15 protein-coding genes are annotated in these 19,927 nt (G+C 72.1%); 9 read left to right on the plus strand and 6 right to left on the minus strand.

What is annotated here, in order from left to right:
* Positions 1–9: 9 nt before the first annotated feature.
* On the minus strand, positions 10–738 hold the full coding sequence (locus AB0472_RS07840; protein ID WP_366354350.1) for an SDR family oxidoreductase: 729 nt from the start codon (positions 736–738) through the stop codon (positions 10–12).
* A 101-nt stretch (positions 739–839) separates the two neighbouring features.
* Here AB0472_RS07840 and AB0472_RS07845 point away from each other — a divergent pair, with 101 nt between their 5' ends.
* Positions 840–1,688, plus strand: a complete 849-nt coding sequence (locus tag AB0472_RS07845; RefSeq protein ID WP_366354351.1) for a LysR family transcriptional regulator — start codon at positions 840–842, stop codon at positions 1,686–1,688.
* A gap of 129 nt (positions 1,689–1,817) precedes the next feature.
* Here the strand turns inward: AB0472_RS07845 and AB0472_RS07850 are convergent, their stop codons facing one another.
* Positions 1,818–3,650: a 5'-nucleotidase C-terminal domain-containing protein gene (locus AB0472_RS07850; protein WP_366354353.1), complete on the minus strand. Its 1,833-nt coding sequence runs from the start codon at positions 3,648–3,650 to the stop codon at positions 1,818–1,820.
* A gap of 155 nt (positions 3,651–3,805) precedes the next feature.
* Entirely contained in the window at positions 3,806–5,089 is a 1,284-nt protein-coding gene (locus tag AB0472_RS07855; protein WP_366354354.1) for an adenylosuccinate synthase, read from the minus strand.
* A gap of 197 nt (positions 5,090–5,286) precedes the next feature.
* Here AB0472_RS07855 and AB0472_RS07860 point away from each other — a divergent pair, with 197 nt between their 5' ends.
* From AB0472_RS07860 to AB0472_RS07870, 3 genes are all read left to right on the plus strand, one after another.
* Complete coding sequence (locus AB0472_RS07860; protein WP_366354356.1) at positions 5,287–6,132, plus strand: diacylglycerol kinase family protein; 846 nt, start codon at positions 5,287–5,289, stop codon at positions 6,130–6,132.
* Positions 6,133–6,386: 254 nt separating this feature from the next.
* Entirely contained in the window at positions 6,387–7,910 is a 1,524-nt protein-coding gene (locus tag AB0472_RS07865) for an APC family permease (RefSeq protein WP_366354358.1), read from the plus strand.
* Positions 7,911–8,055: 145 nt separating this feature from the next.
* A complete protein-coding gene (locus AB0472_RS07870; protein WP_366354360.1) occupies positions 8,056–9,627 on the plus strand; it encodes an LPXTG cell wall anchor domain-containing protein in 1,572 nt (523 codons plus the stop codon).
* 30 nt (positions 9,628–9,657) lie between these two features.
* Here AB0472_RS07870 and AB0472_RS07875 read toward each other — a convergent pair whose 3' ends face one another.
* Positions 9,658–10,152, minus strand: a complete 495-nt coding sequence (locus tag AB0472_RS07875; RefSeq protein ID WP_366354362.1) for a MarR family transcriptional regulator — start codon at positions 10,150–10,152, stop codon at positions 9,658–9,660.
* A 74-nt stretch (positions 10,153–10,226) separates the two neighbouring features.
* Between AB0472_RS07875 and AB0472_RS07880 the strand changes: the two genes are divergently transcribed.
* A complete protein-coding gene (locus tag AB0472_RS07880) occupies positions 10,227–11,171 on the plus strand; it encodes an ABC transporter ATP-binding protein (protein ID WP_366354363.1) in 945 nt (314 codons plus the stop codon).
* Positions 11,168–12,736 (plus strand): ABC transporter permease, encoded by a 1,569-nt coding sequence (locus tag AB0472_RS07885; protein WP_366354364.1) that lies wholly within the window; start codon positions 11,168–11,170, stop codon positions 12,734–12,736. Before AB0472_RS07880 ends, AB0472_RS07885 begins: the two co-directional genes overlap by 4 nt.
* A gap of 21 nt (positions 12,737–12,757) precedes the next feature.
* Here the strand turns inward: AB0472_RS07885 and AB0472_RS07890 are convergent, their stop codons facing one another.
* The gene (locus tag AB0472_RS07890) at positions 12,758–13,963 is read right to left on the minus strand and encodes a cytochrome P450 (protein ID WP_366354365.1); all 1,206 of its coding nucleotides are present in this window, start codon (positions 13,961–13,963) and stop codon (positions 12,758–12,760) included.
* 160 nt (positions 13,964–14,123) lie between these two features.
* Here AB0472_RS07890 and AB0472_RS07895 point away from each other — a divergent pair, with 160 nt between their 5' ends.
* Genes AB0472_RS07895 through AB0472_RS07905 form a run of 3 tightly spaced genes read left to right on the plus strand, consistent with a single transcriptional unit; the run spans position 14,124 to position 18,692 of the window.
* A complete protein-coding gene (locus tag AB0472_RS07895) occupies positions 14,124–15,038 on the plus strand; it encodes a chlororespiratory reduction 6 domain-containing protein (protein WP_366354366.1) in 915 nt (304 codons plus the stop codon).
* Positions 15,028–17,850, plus strand: coding sequence for a CHAT domain-containing protein (locus AB0472_RS07900; RefSeq protein ID WP_366354368.1), 2,823 nt, complete (start codon positions 15,028–15,030; stop codon positions 17,848–17,850). The genes AB0472_RS07895 and AB0472_RS07900 overlap by 11 nt, the downstream gene beginning before the upstream one ends.
* Positions 17,850–18,692: a hypothetical protein gene (locus AB0472_RS07905; protein ID WP_366354370.1), complete on the plus strand. Its 843-nt coding sequence runs from the start codon at positions 17,850–17,852 to the stop codon at positions 18,690–18,692. Before AB0472_RS07900 ends, AB0472_RS07905 begins: the two co-directional genes overlap by 1 nt.
* Positions 18,693–18,923: 231 nt before the next feature.
* On the opposite strand, the gene AB0472_RS07910 is transcribed toward AB0472_RS07905, so the two are convergent.
* A complete protein-coding gene (locus AB0472_RS07910) occupies positions 18,924–19,772 on the minus strand; it encodes an MHYT domain-containing protein (RefSeq protein ID WP_366354372.1) in 849 nt (282 codons plus the stop codon).
* Between the last annotated feature and the right edge of the window lie 155 nt (positions 19,773–19,927).

Consider the following 19,927-nt stretch of genomic DNA (forward strand, 5'->3'; position numbering starts at 1 on the left):
CGGGGTGAGTCACCAGGGCACCTCCCCGTCGTCGTCGAAGAAGCGGCCGGTCGGGCCGTCGTCCGGCAGGGTGGCGAGGCGGATCGCGGTCGCCGCGCCCTGTTGCGGGGTGCGGTGGCCCTGGAAGCCGTTGAGGTCGGTTGCGCAGTAGCCGGGGCAGGCGAGGTTGATCAGGATGTTCGTGCCTTTGAGTTCCCTGGCGTACTGGACGGTGACGCCGTTGAGGAACGTCTTGGACGGTGAGTAGGCGACGGCGACCGGGCCCATTTCGGCGCCGGGCGCGGTCTGCCGGGTGAGGGAGCCGACGCTGCTGGACACGTTGACGATCCGCGGGGACGGCGAGCGGCGCAGCAGCGGCAGCATCGCGTTGGTGACGCGGATGACGCCGATGACGTTGGTCTCGACGGCCTCCCGTACCGTCGCGAGGTCGGCGGTGGTCGGTGTCTGTGCCATGCCGCCGGTGACACCGGCGTTGTTGACGAGGGCGTCGAGGTGTCCGGCGAGGTCCTCGACCAGCGCGGCGGCCGCCGTCACGCTCGCGTCGTCGGTGACGTCCAGCGGCACGCCGAACGCGTCGACGCCGGCCGCCCGCAGCTTGGCCACGGCACTCTCGCGGCGTTCCTCGTCGCGCGCGCCGACGCCGACGCGCCAGCCGAGGGCGCCGAGGCCTGCCGCGATCTCGTGTCCGATGCCCTTGTTCGCGCCGGTGACCAGCGCGGTCTTCTGCTGTTCGGTCATGCTTCGATCCTGTCCGGGGCCGGGATGGTGGGCCAGGACCGATCGGGTGGGCAGCGATACCGCAGGGGTATCGATCCCGGCCGGATCGGTAGCATGAGGACGTGGAGACGCGGGAGTTGCGGTACTTCGTGGCAGTCGCCGAGGAGCTGCACTTCGGGCGGGCGGCCCAGCGGCTCGGGATGGCGCAGCCCCCGCTGTCGCGGGCGATCAGCCGGCTGGAACGGCGCCTCGGGGCGACGCTGCTGGAACGCACCAGCCGCGCGGTCGCCCTGACCGAGGCCGGGTCGGTGCTGCTGCGGGAGGCCCGGGCGGCGCTGGACGCGGTGGCGGCCGCCGAGCAGCGCACCCGGCGCGCGGCGCTCGCCGCGTCCGGCCGACCGGGCGTGGTGCTGGCCACGAAGGCGGGCGCGTCCGGCGAACTGCTGGCGAAGGTGCTCGACGCCTACGCCGCCGAACCGGACGCGGTCGCCGTCGATCTGCTGCTGTGCGGGGTCGGCGAGCAGGAGCGGATGCTGCGTGACGGAAGGGCCGACGTGGCGCTGCTGCACCTGCCGTTCGACTCCACGGCGGGCTTCGACAGCGAGGAACTGCTGACGGAGGGCCAGGTGCTGGTGGTGCCGGCCGGGCATCCCCTCGCCGGCCGCGAGCAGGTGCGGACGGCCGAGGCCGCCGAGCTTGCCGGGCTGCCCCTGGCGCGCTGGCGGGGCCGCGACGGCAGGTACCCGGAGGGGCCGGGGCCGGAGGTCCGGGACCAGGCCCAGCTGTACCAGCTGATCGCGCTGGGCCGCGCCTGCTGCGTCGTGCCGGAGTCCGTCCGGGCCCTGCTGCGCGAGGACCTCGCCGCCGTACCGGTGGTGGACGCGCCGCCGGTCACCACCGTGATCGCGTGGCCGCCGCACAGCCGCTCCCGGGCCGTCGCCGGACTGGTCCGCGCCGCCACGCAGCTCTGAGTTCGGGGAGCCGCCGGGCCGACGGCCGGGAACGGCCTCCGCAGGCTCATGAGCGGCAACGATGTTCAAGGGGAGGAAAAGTGGTGACCCCACCCGAGGGGGGGCCACCACCCGTGCGGCTGTGCGGGACTAGAAGACCGGCGTGCCGCCCTGCGTCAGCTTCCAGTTGGTGGCGGCGAAGGCCGCCGGGTCGATGGTGCCCTTGGCCGTGGCGTAGGCGACCATCAGGTCGCGGACCTGGTTGGTGGAGCTGTAGGCGATCTCGGCGGCGGCGATGTGCGGGTAGCCGGAGCCGCCGTTGGCGCGGTAGTTGTTGACGGCGACGACGAAGACCTGGTCGTCGGCGACCGCGGTGCCGTTGTAGGTGAGGTTCTTGATGCGGGAGCCCTCGGCGGCGGCGATGTCGATCTCGTAGTCGACGCCGGCCGCCATGTCGTACATGTAGTCCCAGAAGCTGTTGGCGTTGGTGAGGGTGGCGGTGTCCACCGCCGTGCCGGCCGGGACCTGGTGGTAGTACTTCGCCGCGTACTCCAGGTAGTCCTTGAGCTGGGCGCCGGTGAGCTTCTTGCCGTACAGGGTGTTCTCGTAGACGTACAGGCCCGCGACGTCGCGGATGGTGACGTCACCGGCCGGGATGGTGGCCGTGCGGCTGAAGCACGCGGCCACCGAGATCAGCGGGAGCGCGGCGTCCGCCGCCGACAGGCCCGCCTTCACCGCGTCCATCTGGACCTGCTGGATGAAGTCGATGGCGGGGACGTCCTTCCAGCAGGCCTCCGCCGTCGACATCGCCGCGGTGCAGGTGCCGATCGCGGTGTTGACGTACTTGACCACCAGGTTGTGGTCGGCGGTGAGGAGTTCGGTGATCCGCGGGTCCTCGGCGACCGTGTTGCTGTTCAGGGTGGTGGCCGTCTTCTTGGTGACCTTCCAGGAGCCGCGCACGTGCTCCAGCTCGAAGTCGAAGCGGGAGAGGCGGTAGCCGTAGCAGTACGGCTCGGAGAGGAGGACGTCCTCGCCGGTCTCCGCGTTCTTCACCGTGTACGACGGGACGTCGACGTGGGTGTGGCCGACGAGGATCGCGTCGATGCCGGGGACCTGTTCGGCGACCAGGTTCGACGCGTTCTCCACGTAGGGGAGTTCGTCGCCCCACGAGGTCGAGCCGTCCAGGCCCGAGTGGTCGGTGAGGAAGACGACGTCGCAGCCGAGGGCGCGCAGCCGGGGCACGTACTTCTTCGCCTGCTCGACCAGGCCCGTGAAGGCCATCTTCCCGGAGACGTTGTCCTTGTCCCACAGGGCGATGCCCGGGTTGGTGAGGCCGAGGATGCCGACCTTGATGTCCGGGCCGTGCGGGACCTTGATGTGCTTGACGGTGTAGGGCCGGAAGGCGGGCCTGAGCGTCTTGGCGTCCAGGGCGTTGGCGCCGAGCAGCGGGAAGTCGCACTGCTTCTCGAAGGTGCGGACCGTCTCGATGCCGTAGTTGAACTCGTGGTTGCCGAGGGCCGCCGCGTCGTAGCGCATCTCGTTCATGGCGATCGCCATGGGGTGCTTGGGGCCGCGCTTGCCGTTCTTGCCGGTGATCGGGTCGACGCTCGCGTAGTAGGAGGCGAGCGAGGTGCCCTGGATGATGTCGCCGGCGTCGACGAGCAGGACCCGGTCCGCGCCCTTCTCCTCGCGGATGTTCTTCACCAGGGTCGCGATGCGGGCGATGCCGTAGGTGTTGCCCTTGGAGTCCACGGGCGCCGCGTTGGTGTAGTAGTCCCAGTTGAAGACGTGGCTGTGCAGGTCGGTGGTGCCCAGGATGGAGAAGCTCCACGTCTTGGGCGCCTTCGGCGGCTTGGCGTGACCGTGGCCGGCCTCGGCGGCCTGGGCGGTGCCGGTGCCGACCGTTCCCGCGACGGCCACGGCGGCGCCGGTGACGGCCGACTTCTGCACGAACTCACGGCGGTTCATGGGATTGACGGGCATTCAGGACTCCTGGAGAGGACGGGTGTGGCGGGCGGGAGGCGGCGGGCTACCCGCGTAGATGCTGACCGTCGCCCGTTACCGGCGTAACCACGGAATGCCCAAGGGCCGGTCAAGGATTCCCAAGACCGGCCCAAGTGGACGCGCGTACACATAACTTACAGGAACGAGTTGATCTCGATCGTCTCGTCCCGGCCAGGGCCCACGCCGATCGCGGAGATCGGGGCGCCGGACATCTCCTCCAGCGCCTTCACGTACGCCTGCGCGTTCTTCGGCAGGTCGGAGAAGGACTTGGCCTTCGTGATGTCCTCGGACCAGCCGGGCAGCGTCTCGTAGACCGGCTTCGCATGGTGGAAGTCGGTCTGGGAGTACGGGAGTTCCTCGACGCGCTTGCCGTCGATCTCGTACGCGACGCAGACCGGGATCTGCTCCCAGCCGGTGAGCACGTCGAGCTTGGTGAGGAAGAAGTCGGTCAGGCCGTTCACGCGGGTCGCGTAGCGGGCGATGACCGCGTCGAACCAGCCGCAGCGGCGGTCCCGGCCGGTGGTGACGCCCCGCTCGCCGCCGATCCTGCGCAGCGCCTCACCGTCCGCGTCGAAGAGCTCGGTCGGGAACGGGCCGGCGCCGACGCGGGTCGTGTAGGCCTTGAGGATGCCGATGACCCGGCTGATCTTCGTCGGGCCCACGCCGGAGCCGGTGCAGGCGCCACCGGCCGTCGGGTTGGACGAGGTGACGAAGGGGTACGTGCCGTGGTCGATGTCCAGGAGCGTGCCCTGGCCGCCCTCGAACAGGACGACCTTGTCCTCCTCCAGGGCCCGGTTGAGGACCAGGACCGTGTCGGCGACGTACGGGGCGAGCTTGTCCGCGTAGGTCAGCAGCTCCTCGACGACCTGGTCGACGGCGATGGCGCGCCGGTTGTAGAGCTTGGTCAGCATCTGGTTCTTGACGTCGAGGGCCGCCTCGACCTTCTGGGTCAGGATCGACTCGTCGTAGAGGTCCTGGACCCGGATGCCGACCCGGTTGATCTTGTCGGCGTAGGTCGGGCCGATGCCGCGCCCCGTCGTACCGATCTTCCGCTTGCCGAGGAAGCGTTCCGTCACCTTGTCGACGGTCACGTTGTACGGCGTGATGATGTGCGCGTTACCGCTGATGAGGAGCTTGGACGTGTCGACGCCACGCTCGTTCAGACCGCTCAGCTCGGAGAGCAGGACCGACGGGTCGACGACGACACCGTTGCCGATGACCGGGACACACGTGGGCGAGAGGATTCCGGAAGGGAGGAGGTGGAGCGCATACTTCTGGTCGCCGACGACGACCGTGTGGCCGGCGTTGTTGCCACCCTGGTATCGCACCACGTAGTCGACGGATCCGCCCAGCAGATCCGTCGCCTTTCCCTTGCCTTCGTCACCCCACTGAGCACCGAGCAGCACAAGTGCGGGCACGCGCGTACACCCCTTCCGGGCGGGGCATGTCCAAGGTCAGGGGCGTACGCGTAAGGTTCGTCGCCGCGTACCACCGCGACCGTCGTTGGCCGCACAACCGTCGGACCGGATGCCCCGGAATAGACGAAGCCCCTGGCGCAATAGCGCAAGGGGCTCTTGCACAGTGATGCTACCCGAGGAAGCGAGGCAGGACCGAGGTGGCGACTTTCGCGAGGTCCGATCAGCTGCTGGTGATCATCGATCCGGCGGCGAGGGAAACGGACGGTGAATCCGTCCGGATCGCGAAAGACGTGCTCAGCGCGGGTGCGGCCGCGAAGGTGTGCATGCCGGAGGGGCCCGAGGAATTCGCCCGGGTGCTGTCCCGCAGGGGCTCGCGGCGGCCGGTGGTGGTGGGGGACGACGGCGCCCTGGTCCGTGCGGTGACCTTTCTGCACCGCAGGCGGGAGCTGGCCGACTGCGTGCTGTCCGTGGTCCCGGTCGGGGGCGCGCTGGGCGTCGCGCACGCGCTGGGGGTGCCGACCGGTGCGGTAGCGGCGGCGCGGGCGGTCCTGGACGGGGTGGAGCGCCGGATGGACCTCCTCGTCGACGACAGCGACGGGGTGGTGCTGGGCGCGCTGCGGATCCCGCCGCCGGCGGCCGCGGCGGCCAGGGCCCCGGAGCCGGTGCCGGCCCGGGGGTGGCTGCGGCCGTACCAGAACCTCGTGCGCTCCTGGTCCGTGCGGCCGGCCCCGGCCCCCGCGGTGCCCGGGCCGCCCGCGCGGCTGCGGGTGGAGGTCGACGGCGAGACGGTCGTGGACCTGGACCAGCCGGTCGAGGGCATCTCGGTCGCCCCGGGCGGCTCCGGTGGCCTCGCCGAGGTGGAGGTGCGCCCGCTGTCGGTGGGCGCGGAGGCGACCCCGGTGCGGGCCGCGGGTCGCACGGTGACGGTGACGGGGGCGGACTTCCGCTACCGGGCGGACGGCGGCCTGGCGGGTCCGGTGCGGCGGCGGACCTGGCGGGTGGTGGAGAGAGGGTGGGGGCTCACGGTGCCGGGATCATCGTGAGCCGTCAGGTCTCGTCCGACTCGGGCGACTCGTCCGACCCGGGCGCCAGGAGGCCGGCGGTGTCCAAGGCGCAGTCGAAACGCCCGTGATCGCTTTCACCCTTTGCCCCCGCCCGGGACAGGCCAGGCCCCCGGCCGGTTCTCCAAAGGTCTGATTGACAAACATTTAACGCCCCGACAGCCTCGGCGGACTCATTCGCCCGGCAGAGTTCCGGTCCGGTACAGCCGACGGACCGCAGGAGAGGGGCCAGCCCGATGGCAGTGGACGAAGGAGTCGCCCCGGCGACGGAATCAGCCGGGAACACCCCCGGCGAAGGCACGGTTCACCGGCTCAAGCCCAACGCGATCGGCCTGCTCGGGGTGGTCTTCATGGCCGTCGCGACCGCCGCGCCGATCACCGCGATGACCGGCAACGTGCCCTTCATGGTGTCGTCGGGCAACGGCATCGGCGCCCCCGCGAGCTATCTCGTCGCAATGGTCGTCCTGGCAATCTTTTCCGTCGGCTTCACGTCGATGGCGAGGCACATCACCTCGACGGGCGCCTTCTACGGCTTCATCTCCTACGGCCTCGGCCGCACCGCGGGCCTGGCCTCGGGGCTGCTCGCCACCTTCGCGTACGTCGTCTTCGAACCGGCGCTGATCGGCATCTTCTCGGTCTTCGCCAACACGACGCTCAAGGACCAGACCGGGCTCGACGTCCCGTGGTGGGCGTTCGCGATCCTGATGCTGGCCGTCAACGCGACCGGCACCTGGTTCGGCGTCAGCGTCGCCGAGAAGCTGCTCGTCGTGCTCCTGGGCACCGAGGTCACCGTCCTCGCGGCCATGGCCGTTTCCGTCGCCCTGCACGGCGGCGGCCCGCACGGCTTCACCTTCGCCCCGGTCAACCCGGTCAACGCCTTCAAGGGGACCAGCGCCGGCCTCGGCCTCTTCTTCGCCTTCTGGTCCTGGGTCGGCTTCGAGTCCACGGCGATGTACGGCGAGGAGTCCCGCGACCCGAAGAGGATCATCCCCAGGGCGACGATGATCTCGGTCCTCGGCGTCGGCGTCTTCTACGTCTTCGTGTCCTGGATGGCCATCACCGGCAACGGCGAGGCGGCGGCCGTGAAGGCGGCTTCGTCGGCCAACCCGCTCGCGCTCTTCTTCGACCCGACCGAGCACTACGTCGGCCACTGGGCGGTCGTCCTCATGCAGTGGCTGATGATCACCGGCTCGCTGGCCTGCGGCATGGCCTTCCACAACTGCGCCGCCCGCTACATGTACGCGCTGGGCCGCGAGGGCGTCCTGCCGAAGCTGCGCAACACCGTCGGCCGCACCCACGCCCGGCACGGCTCCCCGCACATCGCGGGCCTGGTCCAGACGGTGATCTCCGCGGTCCTGATCGCCGCGTTCTGGATCGCGGGCAAGGACCCGTACAACGCCCTCTACGTCCTGCTCGCCATCCTCGGCACCATGGCGATCCTGGTCGTGCAGGCGGTCTGCTCCTTCGCGGTGCTGGTCTACTTCCGCCGGAACCACCCCGAGAGCCGGCACTGGTTCAGGACCTTCACCGCCCCGCTCGTCGGCGGCATCGCGATGCTCGGCGTGGTCGCCCTGCTGGTGTCCAACATGGGCGCCGCGGCGGGCGCCGAGTCCGGCTCACTGCTGCTGAAGGCGACGCCGTGGCTGGTGGCGCTGGTCGCGGGCACGGGCGTCGGCTACGCCCAGTACCTCAAGCGGCGGTCGCCCGAGCGGTACGCGCTGCTGGGGCGGACGGTGCTGGAGGAGACGAGGGAACGGTAGGGGTGCGGCGCCGCCGTGCCCGTTCGAACCGGCACGGCGGCCGCTTCGAACCGGCCGGACGGTGAACTCGCGGACAACCATCGGCGTGCACCGGGTGTCTGAGTGGTGTGCAGGGGCGAGGTCCGCCCCGCCGGGAGGAGTCACCATGACCAACCGTCGGCACCGATTCGGGGCCGCGCTGGCAGTCTTCGCGGCCGCGGTCGCCGCATGGCTGCCCGTGACGTCCGCCCAGGCCGCCGACGGCCCGGTCGTGCACATCTGGCTCCAGGACGACCACCTGGGCCTGCCGATGCCGCCGACGCCGGGCGACCCGACGATGGTGAGCTGGGGCCTGCGCAACGACGGCCCCGGCACCGCCAAGGACGTCATCGTCAGCGCGGATCTGAGCAACGTCATCGACTGGGTCACCACGGACGCGCCCGTGCCCGCCGACCACGTCTACACCTGGCCCGTCCGTGACGTCCCCGAGGGCGAGGCGGCCGGCTCGGTCATCGGCCTGAGCGCCAAGCCCGGCACCCCGCTCGGCACCACCGGCACGGTGACCCTCAGCGGCACATCGTCGAACGGCACCGTGGTCTCCACCACCGCGAAGGTGACCGTGGGCACCACCGCCCTGAGGGTCAACCGGCTGGCGGACCGCAAGGGCGACAAGCCCGGATCGACGGTCGACGCCCCGGTCACGATCAGCAACGTCGGCACCCTGGCCGCCGACGGGGTACAGCTGCGGATGCGCACCACCGTCGGGCTCAGCTACGCGCAGCACTACTCCAACTGCGTGTACTCCAAGGAGAGTGCGGAAGGCTACGACCTCACCGAGCAGGCGCTGTGCACGTTCGACACGGTGATCGAGCCCGGCAAGAGCTACCGGGTGGACCAGCCGGTCGGGCTGGACGTGACGGACCAGGCCCTGTTCGAGTACTTCAGCCACGAGGCGCTGCCCCTGTCCGGTAGCGCGCCGAAGCCGGGGGACGGTCCCGTGCTCTCCCTCGTCGCCGCCGGGGGCGCCGCCACCGACGGCACGGCGATCGACCGGCAGCACATCGACGCCGACAACACCGCCGACATGGTCGCGGGCGGCGCCACCGCCGAGGGCGCACCGGGCGACCTGGTGCACGTGACCGTCTCCCTGGGCAACAAGGGTCCGGGCTGGGTGGGTTACAACGCCAGCGACGACCAGCCGGCGCTTCTGGTGACCGTCCCCACCGGCACCAGGGCGGAGAAGATCCCCGCCCACTGCAGCCCGTGGAACGACGAGGCGAAGTCCGGTACCGGCGAGCAGACGCCGGGCGCGGCGCAGTACATCTGCCAGTCGAGTCCGAACACGTTCACCGTCGGGGACACCCGCTCCTTCGACTTCGGGCTGCGGATCCGCGCGAACGCCGCGACCAGCACCGGTGCGGCCCACGCGACCACGGCCTTCGGCAACACCATGGCGTTCGACCACACCCACGGCAACGACACGGCGGCCGTCACGGTCGAGGTCGAGGGCGGCGCCACCGCGACGCCGGGTGCCTCCGCGTCACCGTCCACGACGACAGCCGCCGGCACCGGCGGCAACTCCCCCCGGACGCAGACGGTCTCCGGGTCCGGCGGCTCCGGCGCCCTCGCCTCCACCGGCAGCAGCGGCACCGTGCCCGTGGCCGCCGCCTGCGGTGCGGCCGCGCTGCTGCTCGGCGGCGGTCTCCTGCTCCTGGTCAGGCGCCGGAACCGGGCGTGAGACAGGCGGGTCCGGCTCTTCGGCGGGGCGTCATCCCTCGCCGAAGAGCCGATCGCGATGGACCCGCCAGCGCTCCATCATCCTGCCGATCTCGTCGTCGACGAACTCGAAGAAGGCCAGCGTCTCGGCCATCCGCCGCCCCGCCGGGGTGTCGGGGCCGAGGCTGCCGACGCCCTCCCGCAACGCCCCCTCCCAGCGCCTGATCACGGCCTCGCGATTGGTGAGGGCCTCGTACCACTGGTTGCTGTGCACCCGGTACCGCTCCCGCCGGGAGCCCGGCTCCCGCTCGCGCGCGACCATGTGCTGCTGGGCGAGATAGCGCACCCCGCCGGACACCGCCGCCGGGCTGACCTGCAGCTGCTCTCCCAGTTCCGCCGAGGTCAGGGCACCCGAGTCGGACGACAACAGGGCCGCGAAGATCCGGGCCGGCATGCGCTGCATCCCGGCCTCGACGAGCTGTGCCGCGAAGCTCTCGACGAACTTCGAGACGGCCTCCTGATCGCGCCCCATCGCATCCGTAGTCATGGTCACCACCCTAGCCGGGGTTTCCACACTTCCTTAACTTCACAATTTTCTGAAGACAGCGTACGTTCTGAACCATGACGAAGGCAATCACGGTCGCCGGGCTCCACAAGTCCTTCGGCCGCACCCCGGCCCTGGCCGGCCTCGACCTGGCGGTCGAGGCCGGCGAGGTGCACGGCTTCCTCGGCCCCAACGGCTCCGGGAAGTCGACCACGATCCGGGTCCTGCTCGGCCTGCTGCGCGCCGACTCCGGCGCCGCCCGGATCCTCGGCCGCGACCCCTGGAAGGACGCCGTGGAGGTGCACCGCCGGATCGCCTACGTCCCCGGCGACGTCACCCTCTGGCGCAACCTCTCCGGCGGCGAGGTCATCGACCTCTACGGCCGGTTGCGCGGGGGCCTGGACACGTCCCGCCGCGCCGACCTGATCGACCGCTTCGAACTCGACCCGACGAAGAAGGGCCGCACGTACAGCAAGGGCAACCGCCAGAAGGTCGCCCTGGTCGCCGCCTTCGCCTCCGACGTCGACCTGCTGATCCTCGACGAACCGACCTCCGGCCTCGACCCCCTGATGGAGGAGGTCTTCCAGCACTGCGTGGCGGAGGAGCGCGACCGGGGCCGTACGGTCCTGCTCTCCTCGCACATCCTCAGCGAGGTCGAGGAGCTCTGCGACCGCGTCAGCATCATCCGGGCCGGCCGGACCGTCGAGTCCGGCTCCCTCGCCGACCTGCGCCACCTCACCCGCACCAGCGTGACCGCCGAACTCGCGGGTCCGGCCGACGGGCTGGCGCACCTGCCCGGCGTCCACGACCTCGACGTGCAGGGCCACCGGATCCGCCTCCAGGTCGACACCGAGCAGCTCACCGCCGTACTCCGCGCGCTCTCCGGGACCGGTGTCCGTTCTCTCACCGCCACGCCCCCGACCCTGGAGGAACTGTTCCTCCGCCACTACCAGGACGAGAGCGAGGCCGGGAGCGAGGCCGGGACCGGGGCCGGGGCCGGGGCCGGGGCGGTCGCCCGATGAGCGGCCTCGCCGGCACCGGCACCCTGCTGCGCTTCGCGCTCCGCCGCGACCGCGTGACCACCCCGGTGTGGATCGCGGTGAACGCGCTGATGGTCCTCTCCATGCCGAACACCCTGAAGAGCCTGTACGGCACGGACGCCGAACGCGCCGACCTGGTCCGCCAGCTGCGGGCCAACGCCTCCTACCGCGCGCTGATCGGGCCGCTCCACGACACCTCCCTCGGCGCCCTGACGGCATGGCGGGTGGGCGTGTACGCCGGGCTCCTCGCGGCCGTGACCGGCCTGCTCGTCGTCGTACGGCACACCCGCGACGAGGAGGAGACCGGCCGCGCGGAACTCGTCGCCTCGGGCGCGGTGGGCCGCCGGGCGTCGCTGACCGCGGCCCTGCTGGCGGCGGGCGTCGCGAACACCGTGCTCGCGCTGCTCGTCGCCGCGGGCCTGGCGGCCCAGGGCACCGCGGGTGCGCTCGCCCTCGGCCTCGGCCTGGGCGCCACCGGCATGGTCTTCGCCACGACGGCGGCGATCGTCGCCCAGTTCACCGAGAGCGCCCGGCTGGCGAGGGGCCTGACGTCGGCGGTCCTGGGCGCGGCCTTCGTGCTCCGCGCCGCGGGCGACTCGGCGTCGAGCGACGGTTCGTCGGCGTGGACGTGGCTCTCCCCGCTCGGCTGGCTGGAGAACCTGCGCCCGTTCGCCGCCGAACGCTGGTGGGTCCTGCTGCTCTTCGCGGCGGCGACCCTGCTGCAGGCCGCGGCCGCCTATGCCCTGGCCGGCCGCCGGGACCTCGGCATGAGCTTCTTCCCCACCCGTCCCGGCCCGGCCGCCGGCCGCCTCGGCTCCGCCGCCGCGCTCGCCTGGCGGCTCCAGCGGGGCGGCGTGCTCGGCTGGTCGCTCGGCTTCTTCCTGGCCGGCGTGGTCTACGGCGGCCTGACGGACGGCGCGGCCGACCTGGTCGGCGGCAGCGACGGCGCCCGGCAGATCGTCGAGCGGATGGGCGGCCAGAGCGGGCTGACGGACGCGTTCCTCGCCGCGATGGTCGGGATGCTGGGGCTGGTCGCCGCGCTGTACGTCGTCGCGTCGGTCCTCCGCCTGAGCGCCGAGGAGACCTCGGGCCGCGCCGAACCCCTGCTCGCCGCCCCGGTCGGCCGCCTGCGCTGGGCGGCCGGCCACCTGACCGTCGCCTTCGCCGGCGCCGCCCTGATCATGCTCCTCGCCGGTGCGGGCTTCGCCGTCGGCTACGGCAGGCAGACCGGCCCGGTCCTCGGCGCGTGCCTGGTGCAGCTCCCGGCGGTGTGGGTGATCGGCGGGGTCGCGGTGCTGCTGTACGGGGTCGCACCCCGCCTGACCCCGGCCGCCTGGGGCGTGGCCGTCGCCGTCCTCCTGATCGGCTGGGTGGGCCCGGCCCTCGACGCCCCCCGTCTCGTCCTCGACCTCTCCCCCTTCGGCCACCTGCCCAAGCTGCCGGGCGGCGAGATGGAGTGGGGACCGGTACTGACCCTGACCGGGCTGGCGGCGGTGCTGACCGGGGCGGGGCTGGTGGGGCTGAGGCGCCGGGACATCACCGGCTGACCTCGGTCGGCATGCGGGTGATCACCCCACCGCCACGCTCAGTCCCTCCAGTCCCCGGATCACGAAGTTCGGCTTCCGCCTCGGCTCCGCCGCCAGGGTCAGGGTGGGGGCCTTCTCCAGCAGGGCCGTCATGGAGGCGGCCAGTTCGATGCGGGCCAGTGGGGCGCCGATGCAGTAGTGGATGCCCGCGCTGAAGGAGATGTGCGGGTTGTCGCGGCGGGTCAGGTCGAGGCGGCCGGGGTCGCGGAAGACGGCCGGGTCGTGGTTGGCGGAGCCGAAGAGCATGGCGATCTCGGCGCCGCGGGGGATGACCGTCCCGTCCACCTCGATCTCGTCCAGCACCCAGCGTTCGAAGAGCTGGAGCGGGGTGTCGTAGCGCATCAGCTCCTCGATCGCGGTGGGGACCAGGGAGTGGTCGGCGCGCAGGGCGGCGAGCTGGGCGGGGTTGCGGAAGAGCGCGTACCAGCCGTTGACCGTGGCGTTGACGGTCGCCTCGTGGCCCGCGTTGAGGAGGAGTACGGCGGTGGAGATCATCTCCTGCTCGGTGAGCCGGTCGCCCTCGTCGTGCGCCTCGATGAGCCCGGAGATCAGGTCGTCGCCGGGCTCCTTGCGGCGCTCGGCGATCAGCTCCCGCAGGTAGTCGGAGAACTCCACGGAGGCCCGGACCGCCTTCGCCGCCGTGTCCTCGGACGGGTTCAGCTCGTACATTCCGCAGATCTCCGCCGACCAGGGGCGCAGCGGGGCGCGGTCCGCCTCCGGGATGCCCAGCATCTCGGCGATGACGGCGACGGGGAGCGGTTCGGCGACGTCGGCGAGCAGGTCGCCGCCGCCGCTCCGCACCAGCGCGTCGACGAGCTCTCCGGCGAGCCGGGCCACGTACGGCTTGAGCCGCTCGACGGTGCGCGGGGTGAACGCCTTCGACACCAGGCGGCGGATGCGGGTGTGGTCCGGCGGTTCGAGGTCGAGCATGCCGTGGTCGTTGAGCGTGTGGAACGGCTCGTGCTCCGGAGCGGGCGCGCTGCGCCCGAAGTCCTCGTGCGTGAACCGGTGCTGGTACGTCCGCCCCAGCCGCCGGTCCCGCAGCAGCGCCGAGACGTCGGCGTGGTGCGGAACCAGCCACTGGTTCGTGGGCTCGAAGTACTGCACCCGGCCCCGGGCGCGGAGCTCGGCGTACGCGGGGTACGGGTCGGCCAGGAAGTCCGGGTCCCAGGGGTCGAAGGCTGCCATGGACGGACGTTAGACCGCCGGTCCCGGCCCTGACCAGGGGTGTCGGGAGTGAGGGCGGTCGGCGGCACGTACGTATGGTGCGAACCGGCAGTAAAAACCCGCAGCGCATATAAAATGACGGCAGCACGGCGGGTTTCCGCCACGGGGGCCGGGGGGTCGCTTGCCCGTATCAGACGGTGAACAGAGCAAGGGCACGGGAGAGCTCACTTTCAGGGAGCGCATCGACGCGCTGTGCGTGTCGGTCGGGGACGGCACCCAGCGGGTGGATCTCGGCTCCCTCCGGGAACTCGTCGCGTCCGATCCGGAGCAGACCGCCGCGACCTGCACGTGGTGTGTCCGCAGGGCCGTCGAGCGGGGCCGCACCTGGCACGGCTACGCGCAGGTCGCACTGACCCTGGCCCAGCTCTACGAGATCCTCTTCGAGGACGACACCCTGACCGTCTGGGTCGCGGACGAGTTCGAACGGGCCGGCGTCACGGTGCGGCAGCCCCGCATGGCCGTCCTCGACCGCGAGACCGGCGACCTGTCCAGCCCCGACGACCGTCCCGACGACCGTCCCGTCCTGTTCGACATCGAGCGGCGGCTGATCGACTCCGGGGACATCTACCCGCTCGTCGCGCTCTTCTCCCACCACCCCGACGGTCAGGACCGGGAACAGCTGCGCCGGCTCCGCGAGCACCGGTGCCGGGTGATGGTCACGTTCGACATACCGACGACGGACCCCAGGGAGGTGTGGGAGGTCCCGGAGGTGCGGGCCTACGTCGCCCTGCTCGCCGAGCGGATGCCGTACCTCCCCTACTACTTCCTGCCGCGCGAGTTCGGCACGCTCTTCACCTGGCTGGCCTGTCTGGCCCCGCCGGAGGCCAGATCCGGCGGCGGCATCCAGCTCCTGCATCCCGACGTGCTGCTGCACGCGGCCCTGGCCTACCACTACACCTGGCACTTCGCGCGATGGCTCGGCGACGACGCCGACGCGGTGGTGGGCGAGGTGTTCTCACCGCTGCCCGCGGAGTTCATACCGCACGTCCGGGAGATGCGCCGCCGCCTGGAGGAGCAGCTCGGCGATGCCCTCTGACGGCACCTACCCGGACGCCGACGCCACCGAGGTCGTGTCCGCGGTCCTGGACGGCCGGCTGGCCAGGACCGACGCGACGGAGCTGCTGCGCCGCCCGCTGCCCTCGACGGCCCGTCAGTTCCTGCGCCATGCCGAGGTCGAGGAGCTCGCGGAGCTGATCGAAGGGGCCCAGAGCATCGAGCGGGCGCGCGCGCTCACCGAACTCACCGCCGCGGCCGCCGAACCCCTGGGCAAGGACGAGGTGCGCGGCAGCGTCCTGGGCGTGGGAGCGGTCCGGCTGCTGGATCTGGGGGCGCCCGAACAGGCCCTGGTCCTGTTCGACGAGGCGCGGGAACTGCTGCCCGCCGACATCACCGGGCTGGACGCCTGGAAGTTCCGGCTGCGGACCCTGTGCCGGCTCGACCGCCGCGCGGAGTTCGAACGCGACCTGCCGGCGTTCCTCGCCGCGGCGGAACGCCTCGGCAGCAGCGTCGACCTCTGTACGGTCCTGCACGACCGGGCGGTGCTGGCGGCCCGGGCCGGAGACACGGCACAGGCCCTGGAGAGCGTCCGCGAAGCCCGCCGGATCCGGGCGACGGTCGCCGCGGAGGACGACGGCCATGCCGAGAGTCCCGCCTCCTTCGCGCTCCAGCACGCGTATGTCGCCCGGCAGAGCGGCCGGTTCGAGGAGGCGCTGGGCGCCCTGGAGGACATGCGCGACCTCGCGCTCGCGGCCGGACACCGCCCGGCCGCGGCCTGGGCCCTCAGCGAACTGGGCGTCACCTGGGACCTGCTCGGCGAACACGCGCGGGCCGAGGAGTTCCTGGCGAAGGCGGCCACGGAGGCCGAGCTGATCGGGCGCCACACCTGGGCCGACCACTGGCGGCACCGGACCCCCGACCAGCCCCGCCACGACGGGAACGAGAACGAGAGGCCCACCTCCTGGCACCGTGCGGCGTCCCTCATGCTCCGCACGCCCGACCGGGCCGCGGAGGCCGTGCCGCTGCTGCGCAAGGCGATCGCCGAGGCCCGCGCCGACCACCACCCGGATGTCGAGGCGGACGCCCGCACCCAGCTGGCCGCCGCGCTGGTGCGGTGCGGGCAGCCGCAGCAGGCGCAGCTCGCCATGCGCGCGGCCATCGCCACCACCCGGCGCTCGGGCGACCTGCTGCGCGAGGTCCGCTACGTCACCAACCTCGCCCACCTCCTCGTCTTCGAGGACGAGCCCGAGGAGGCCGGGAAGGAGATCGAGTCGGCCATCGAACGCGGTGAACAGCTGCGCGCCCGAGCGGCCACCGTCGAGCTCAGCCAGAACGTGGCCATCGCGCTCGCCCGCGCCTACGACATCGCGATCCTCATCGCCGCCGCGCTGTACCGGGGCGGGCTCGACAGCGGGCAGGAGGAGGGCATCGCCCTCGCCCGCCGGCAGCCCGACGTGCTGCTGGCGCTGGGCCAGCGGGCCCGGGCCGCCACCATGACCCAGGCCCTGCGGGCCGGCCTGATCACCGAGGAACACGCGGACTCGGCCCCCGCGCTGGTACCGGCGATGCTGGAGCTGCGCGCCGGCGAGGCCGCCGTACAACTGGCCGCCGCACGCGGCGAGAACCTGTCCGCGGCGATCTCACAGCGGGACCGGGCCGCCGGCCGGCTCCAGGACACCGCCGCCGCTGCCGGGGTGTCCCTCACGGTCGGCGCGGACCCGGTGCCGACGGACCAACTCGCCGCCGCCCTCGCACCGGACGAGGTCCTCGTCGACCTGCTCACCGTCCCCGAGGGCGTCGTCGTCACCTGCCTCGCCCCCGACGGGCGGTCCGCCGTCGAACTCCTCGTGTGGGAGGAGAGCGACCGGCGCCGCATGCGGCAGCGGCTCCAGCGGACCTACCGGGAGCGGCTGCGCGCCCATCCCGACGACCTGGCGGAGACCCGGCTGCTGGCCGAGGCCGCCCTGGACGACCTGGACGGCGTCCTGCTCACCCCGGTGGCCGACACCGTACGGCAGCTCGTCGGGGCGGCCGGGTGGCCGCGCCGGATCCTGGTGAGCCCGGAGAACGAGCTGTTCCATCTGCCGTACTGGCGGCTCTCGGCGCACCTGGGCGGCTGCACGGTGAGCATCCTGCCGACGCCCGGAGCCCTGCCGCTGCTGCGCGCACGGCGGCGCGACGGGCGGCGCCCGTGGATCTCGGTGAGCGACCCCTCCGGGGAGCTGCGGCATGCCGCCCGGGACCTCGCCCCGGAGCTGGGCTACCGGCCCTGTGCCCCGGACGCCGCGGCCCTGCTGAGCACGCTCCCGGCCGCCGGACGCGTCCACTTCGCCTGCCACGGGGAGTTCGACGCGCACAACGCGCACCTGTCCGGGCTGCACGTACGCCCCGCCCCCTCTTCGCCGGATCCGGCGGCCGATCCGCTCGGCCTGCCCCGGGACGCGGACCCCGAGGCCCGGGACCTGTTCACGGTGGCCCAGATCTCCGGCCGGCTGTACCTGCCGCACTGCACCCTGGTGGTCCTCTCGGCCTGCACGTCCGGCCTGCCCCGGGTGCACCCGGCCAGCGAGTTCACCAGCCTGCCCGGGGCGTTCCTGATGTCCGGGGCCCGCAACGTCGTCGCCTCCGTGTGGCTGGCGGACGACGGGGCGGCGGCCCTGTTCATGCGCGCCTTCTACGCCGAGCTGACGGACAGCCCGTCCGCCGCACTGGCCGCGGCGCGACGGCGGCTGGCCACCACGAGCCGCGCCGAGGCCGCCGAGGCACTGGGCACCGACGATCTCCCGCCCTTCGATCCGCCCTTCGCGGAGAGCGTGTACACCGACTGCTTCCAGCACTACGGAGTCGACTGATGGCCGATCCCTCCCGCGCGTTCATCCGTGCCCTGACCGGTGTCTGGGGCCAGGACTACTGGGTCACCTGGCATCCCTCGTCCCGGCTGTCCCTCGGTGCCATCGGCACGGTGGGGCACCCCGGGCTGGTCCCCATCGGGGAACTCCTCGACCACGGCATCGTGCAGCCCGAGGTGGAGCCGGGCGGCCGCGACAGCCTGACCTGGCAGACCGCGGGCGCCGTCAAGGTGACCCACCGGGCAGCGGCGGAGGCCGGCGAGCCGACCGGCGCGCTCGCCGCGGCCCGGGCCGGCACGCTGGTCGAGTTCACGCACAAGAACGCCGTGCTCGTGGTCTACCGAGGGCTGTCCGAGACCCGTCTCGCCGACCAGCCGGGGCTGGCGAAGGAACTCATCAGGCGCTACTGGAACGGCGACTGGAAGACGGACTGGTGCGTCGTCAGTCACCTGGTGACGGCGAGGTCCGGCACCGTCCTGATGTCGGCCGACAAGGGAGCGACGGTCGAACTCAGCGCGAGCGGCTCGGGCACCGCCGGGCCGGTGACGCTCGCCGACCTGGGCACCGAGGTCCGGGCCACCCGGTCGTCCGCCCTGCAGTGCGAACTGGTGGGCCGCCGGATGACCCCCTTCTACCGGGTGCTCCGCCTGCGCCGGCGCTTCATCCGCGGGATCGAGGCGGACTACGGCCAGGTCCGCAGCACACACCGCTCCCCCGACCGCCCACGCCCGGTACCCCCGGACCTCCTGGAGGAGGTCCAGGACACCCCCTACGAAGCCCTGGAACTCGTCCCCCAGCCGCTCGCCCCACCGGACGAGGAGGCCACCGACGCAGACGGAGCGTGAGGCTGCTCCAGCAGCTTTCCGCGGGCGCGGTGGCTTGCCGACTCCGATCCCGGAACCCGTCCGGGACCAGCATGCGGAGAGTCACGGATGCCCCGGGAAGCGCCCTGTCTGACCGTCACGGAGGCGCTGCGAGCGTGGCGGGCCGTCCACGGGCAGCAGGCGGACGACCTGCTCGGCGAAGGCGCCGGCTGACCGACCGACCGGCATCGCCGGCGCCCGGGACGCTCGGGGTCAGGACGTGTAGCGCCGGTTCGTCAGAGGCTGCTGCGGGTGGTCGGTGGGGTGCCAGGGCTGGTCGGTGGAGGGGGTGGGGGCGAGGATCTCCGGGGTGTTCCAGTCGCGTTGGCCGCCGACGACCTCCGGGTCGAACATGACGACGGCTGCCGCGAGGATCAGGGCCGCCACCGGGCCGGCCAGCATGACCAGGAGGAAGGCGAGCAGGCTTGTCGAGGACTGGCCGCCCGTCTGGGCCTGGGCGACGTGGACGCTCACCGCGGCCATGCCGGTGTAGTGCATGGTCGCGACGGCCGCGCCCATCACCAGACTGGCGCCCACGGTGGCCCAGACCGCGCTGATCGACACCGCCGCCCAGAGCGCGGCGGTCGCGGCGACCACGGCGATCACCACGGAGAGGACGACGATCGTGGTGTCGTAGTGCACGCTGCCGCCGGTGTTCATCGCGGTCATGCCGAGGTAGTGCATGGCCGCCACACCGAGACCGGTGAGGACGCCCGCGGTGCCCAGGGTGACAGGGCCCGCGCCCCGGTAGCCGACCAGGAAGACGCCGGCGGCGACCACCGCGATGCAGACGACGAGGCTCAGCACCGTCCGGCCCGCGTCGTAGCTGACCAGGGCGCCGTCCACGCTGAAGCCGATCATCGCGATGAAGTGCATGGTCCAGATGCCGCAGCCGAGGGACGCCGCGCCCAGGGCAAGCCAGCCGAAACGTTTCTCCCCACGGCCGCGGCCGATCGAACGGGTCGTGCAGCGCAGGGCCAGCACGGCGCCCAGGCAGGCCATCAGATAGGCGGCTATCGGAGTGACCAGGCCGTAGTGGAATTCGGACACGTCAGCAGTCATCGCGGGCAACTTTCTTCACGCGAAACGGGGACGACGGTGGCAAGAAACGAATGGAACCAGCCACCTGACCGATTCCTTCACCATTCAAACACAACCTGAGCGCACCGTGTCCACACCCGTACCGCCAGCGATCGAATCGCAACAACGACTGTGCG

This window comes from Streptomyces sp. NPDC086777 (assembly GCF_040702065.1).
Classification (GTDB): Bacteria; Actinomycetota; Actinomycetes; order Streptomycetales; family Streptomycetaceae; genus Streptomyces.

Bases quoted from the DNA above. Each gene is read 5' to 3' on its own strand.
- AB0472_RS07840 (WP_366354350.1), bottom strand. From the start codon at position 738: ATGACCGAACAGCAGAAGACCGCGCTGGTCACCGGCGCGAACAAGGGC.
- AB0472_RS07850 (WP_366354353.1), bottom strand. From the start codon at position 3,650: ATGCCCGTCAATCCCATGAACCGCCGTGAGTTCGTGCAGAAGTCGGCC.
- AB0472_RS07865 (WP_366354358.1), top strand. From the start codon at position 6,387: ATGGCAGTGGACGAAGGAGTCGCCCCGGCGACGGAATCAGCCGGGAAC.
- AB0472_RS07870 (WP_366354360.1), top strand. From the start codon at position 8,056: ATGACCAACCGTCGGCACCGATTCGGGGCCGCGCTGGCAGTCTTCGCG.
- AB0472_RS07875 (WP_366354362.1), bottom strand. From the start codon at position 10,152: ATGACTACGGATGCGATGGGGCGCGATCAGGAGGCCGTCTCGAAGTTC.
- AB0472_RS07880 (WP_366354363.1), top strand. From the start codon at position 10,227: ATGACGAAGGCAATCACGGTCGCCGGGCTCCACAAGTCCTTCGGCCGC.
- AB0472_RS07885 (WP_366354364.1), top strand. From the start codon at position 11,168: ATGAGCGGCCTCGCCGGCACCGGCACCCTGCTGCGCTTCGCGCTCCGC.
- AB0472_RS07890 (WP_366354365.1), bottom strand. From the start codon at position 13,963: ATGGCAGCCTTCGACCCCTGGGACCCGGACTTCCTGGCCGACCCGTAC.
- AB0472_RS07900 (WP_366354368.1), top strand. From the start codon at position 15,028: ATGCCCTCTGACGGCACCTACCCGGACGCCGACGCCACCGAGGTCGTG.
- AB0472_RS07905 (WP_366354370.1), top strand. From the start codon at position 17,850: ATGGCCGATCCCTCCCGCGCGTTCATCCGTGCCCTGACCGGTGTCTGG.
- AB0472_RS07910 (WP_366354372.1), bottom strand. From the start codon at position 19,772: ATGACTGCTGACGTGTCCGAATTCCACTACGGCCTGGTCACTCCGATA.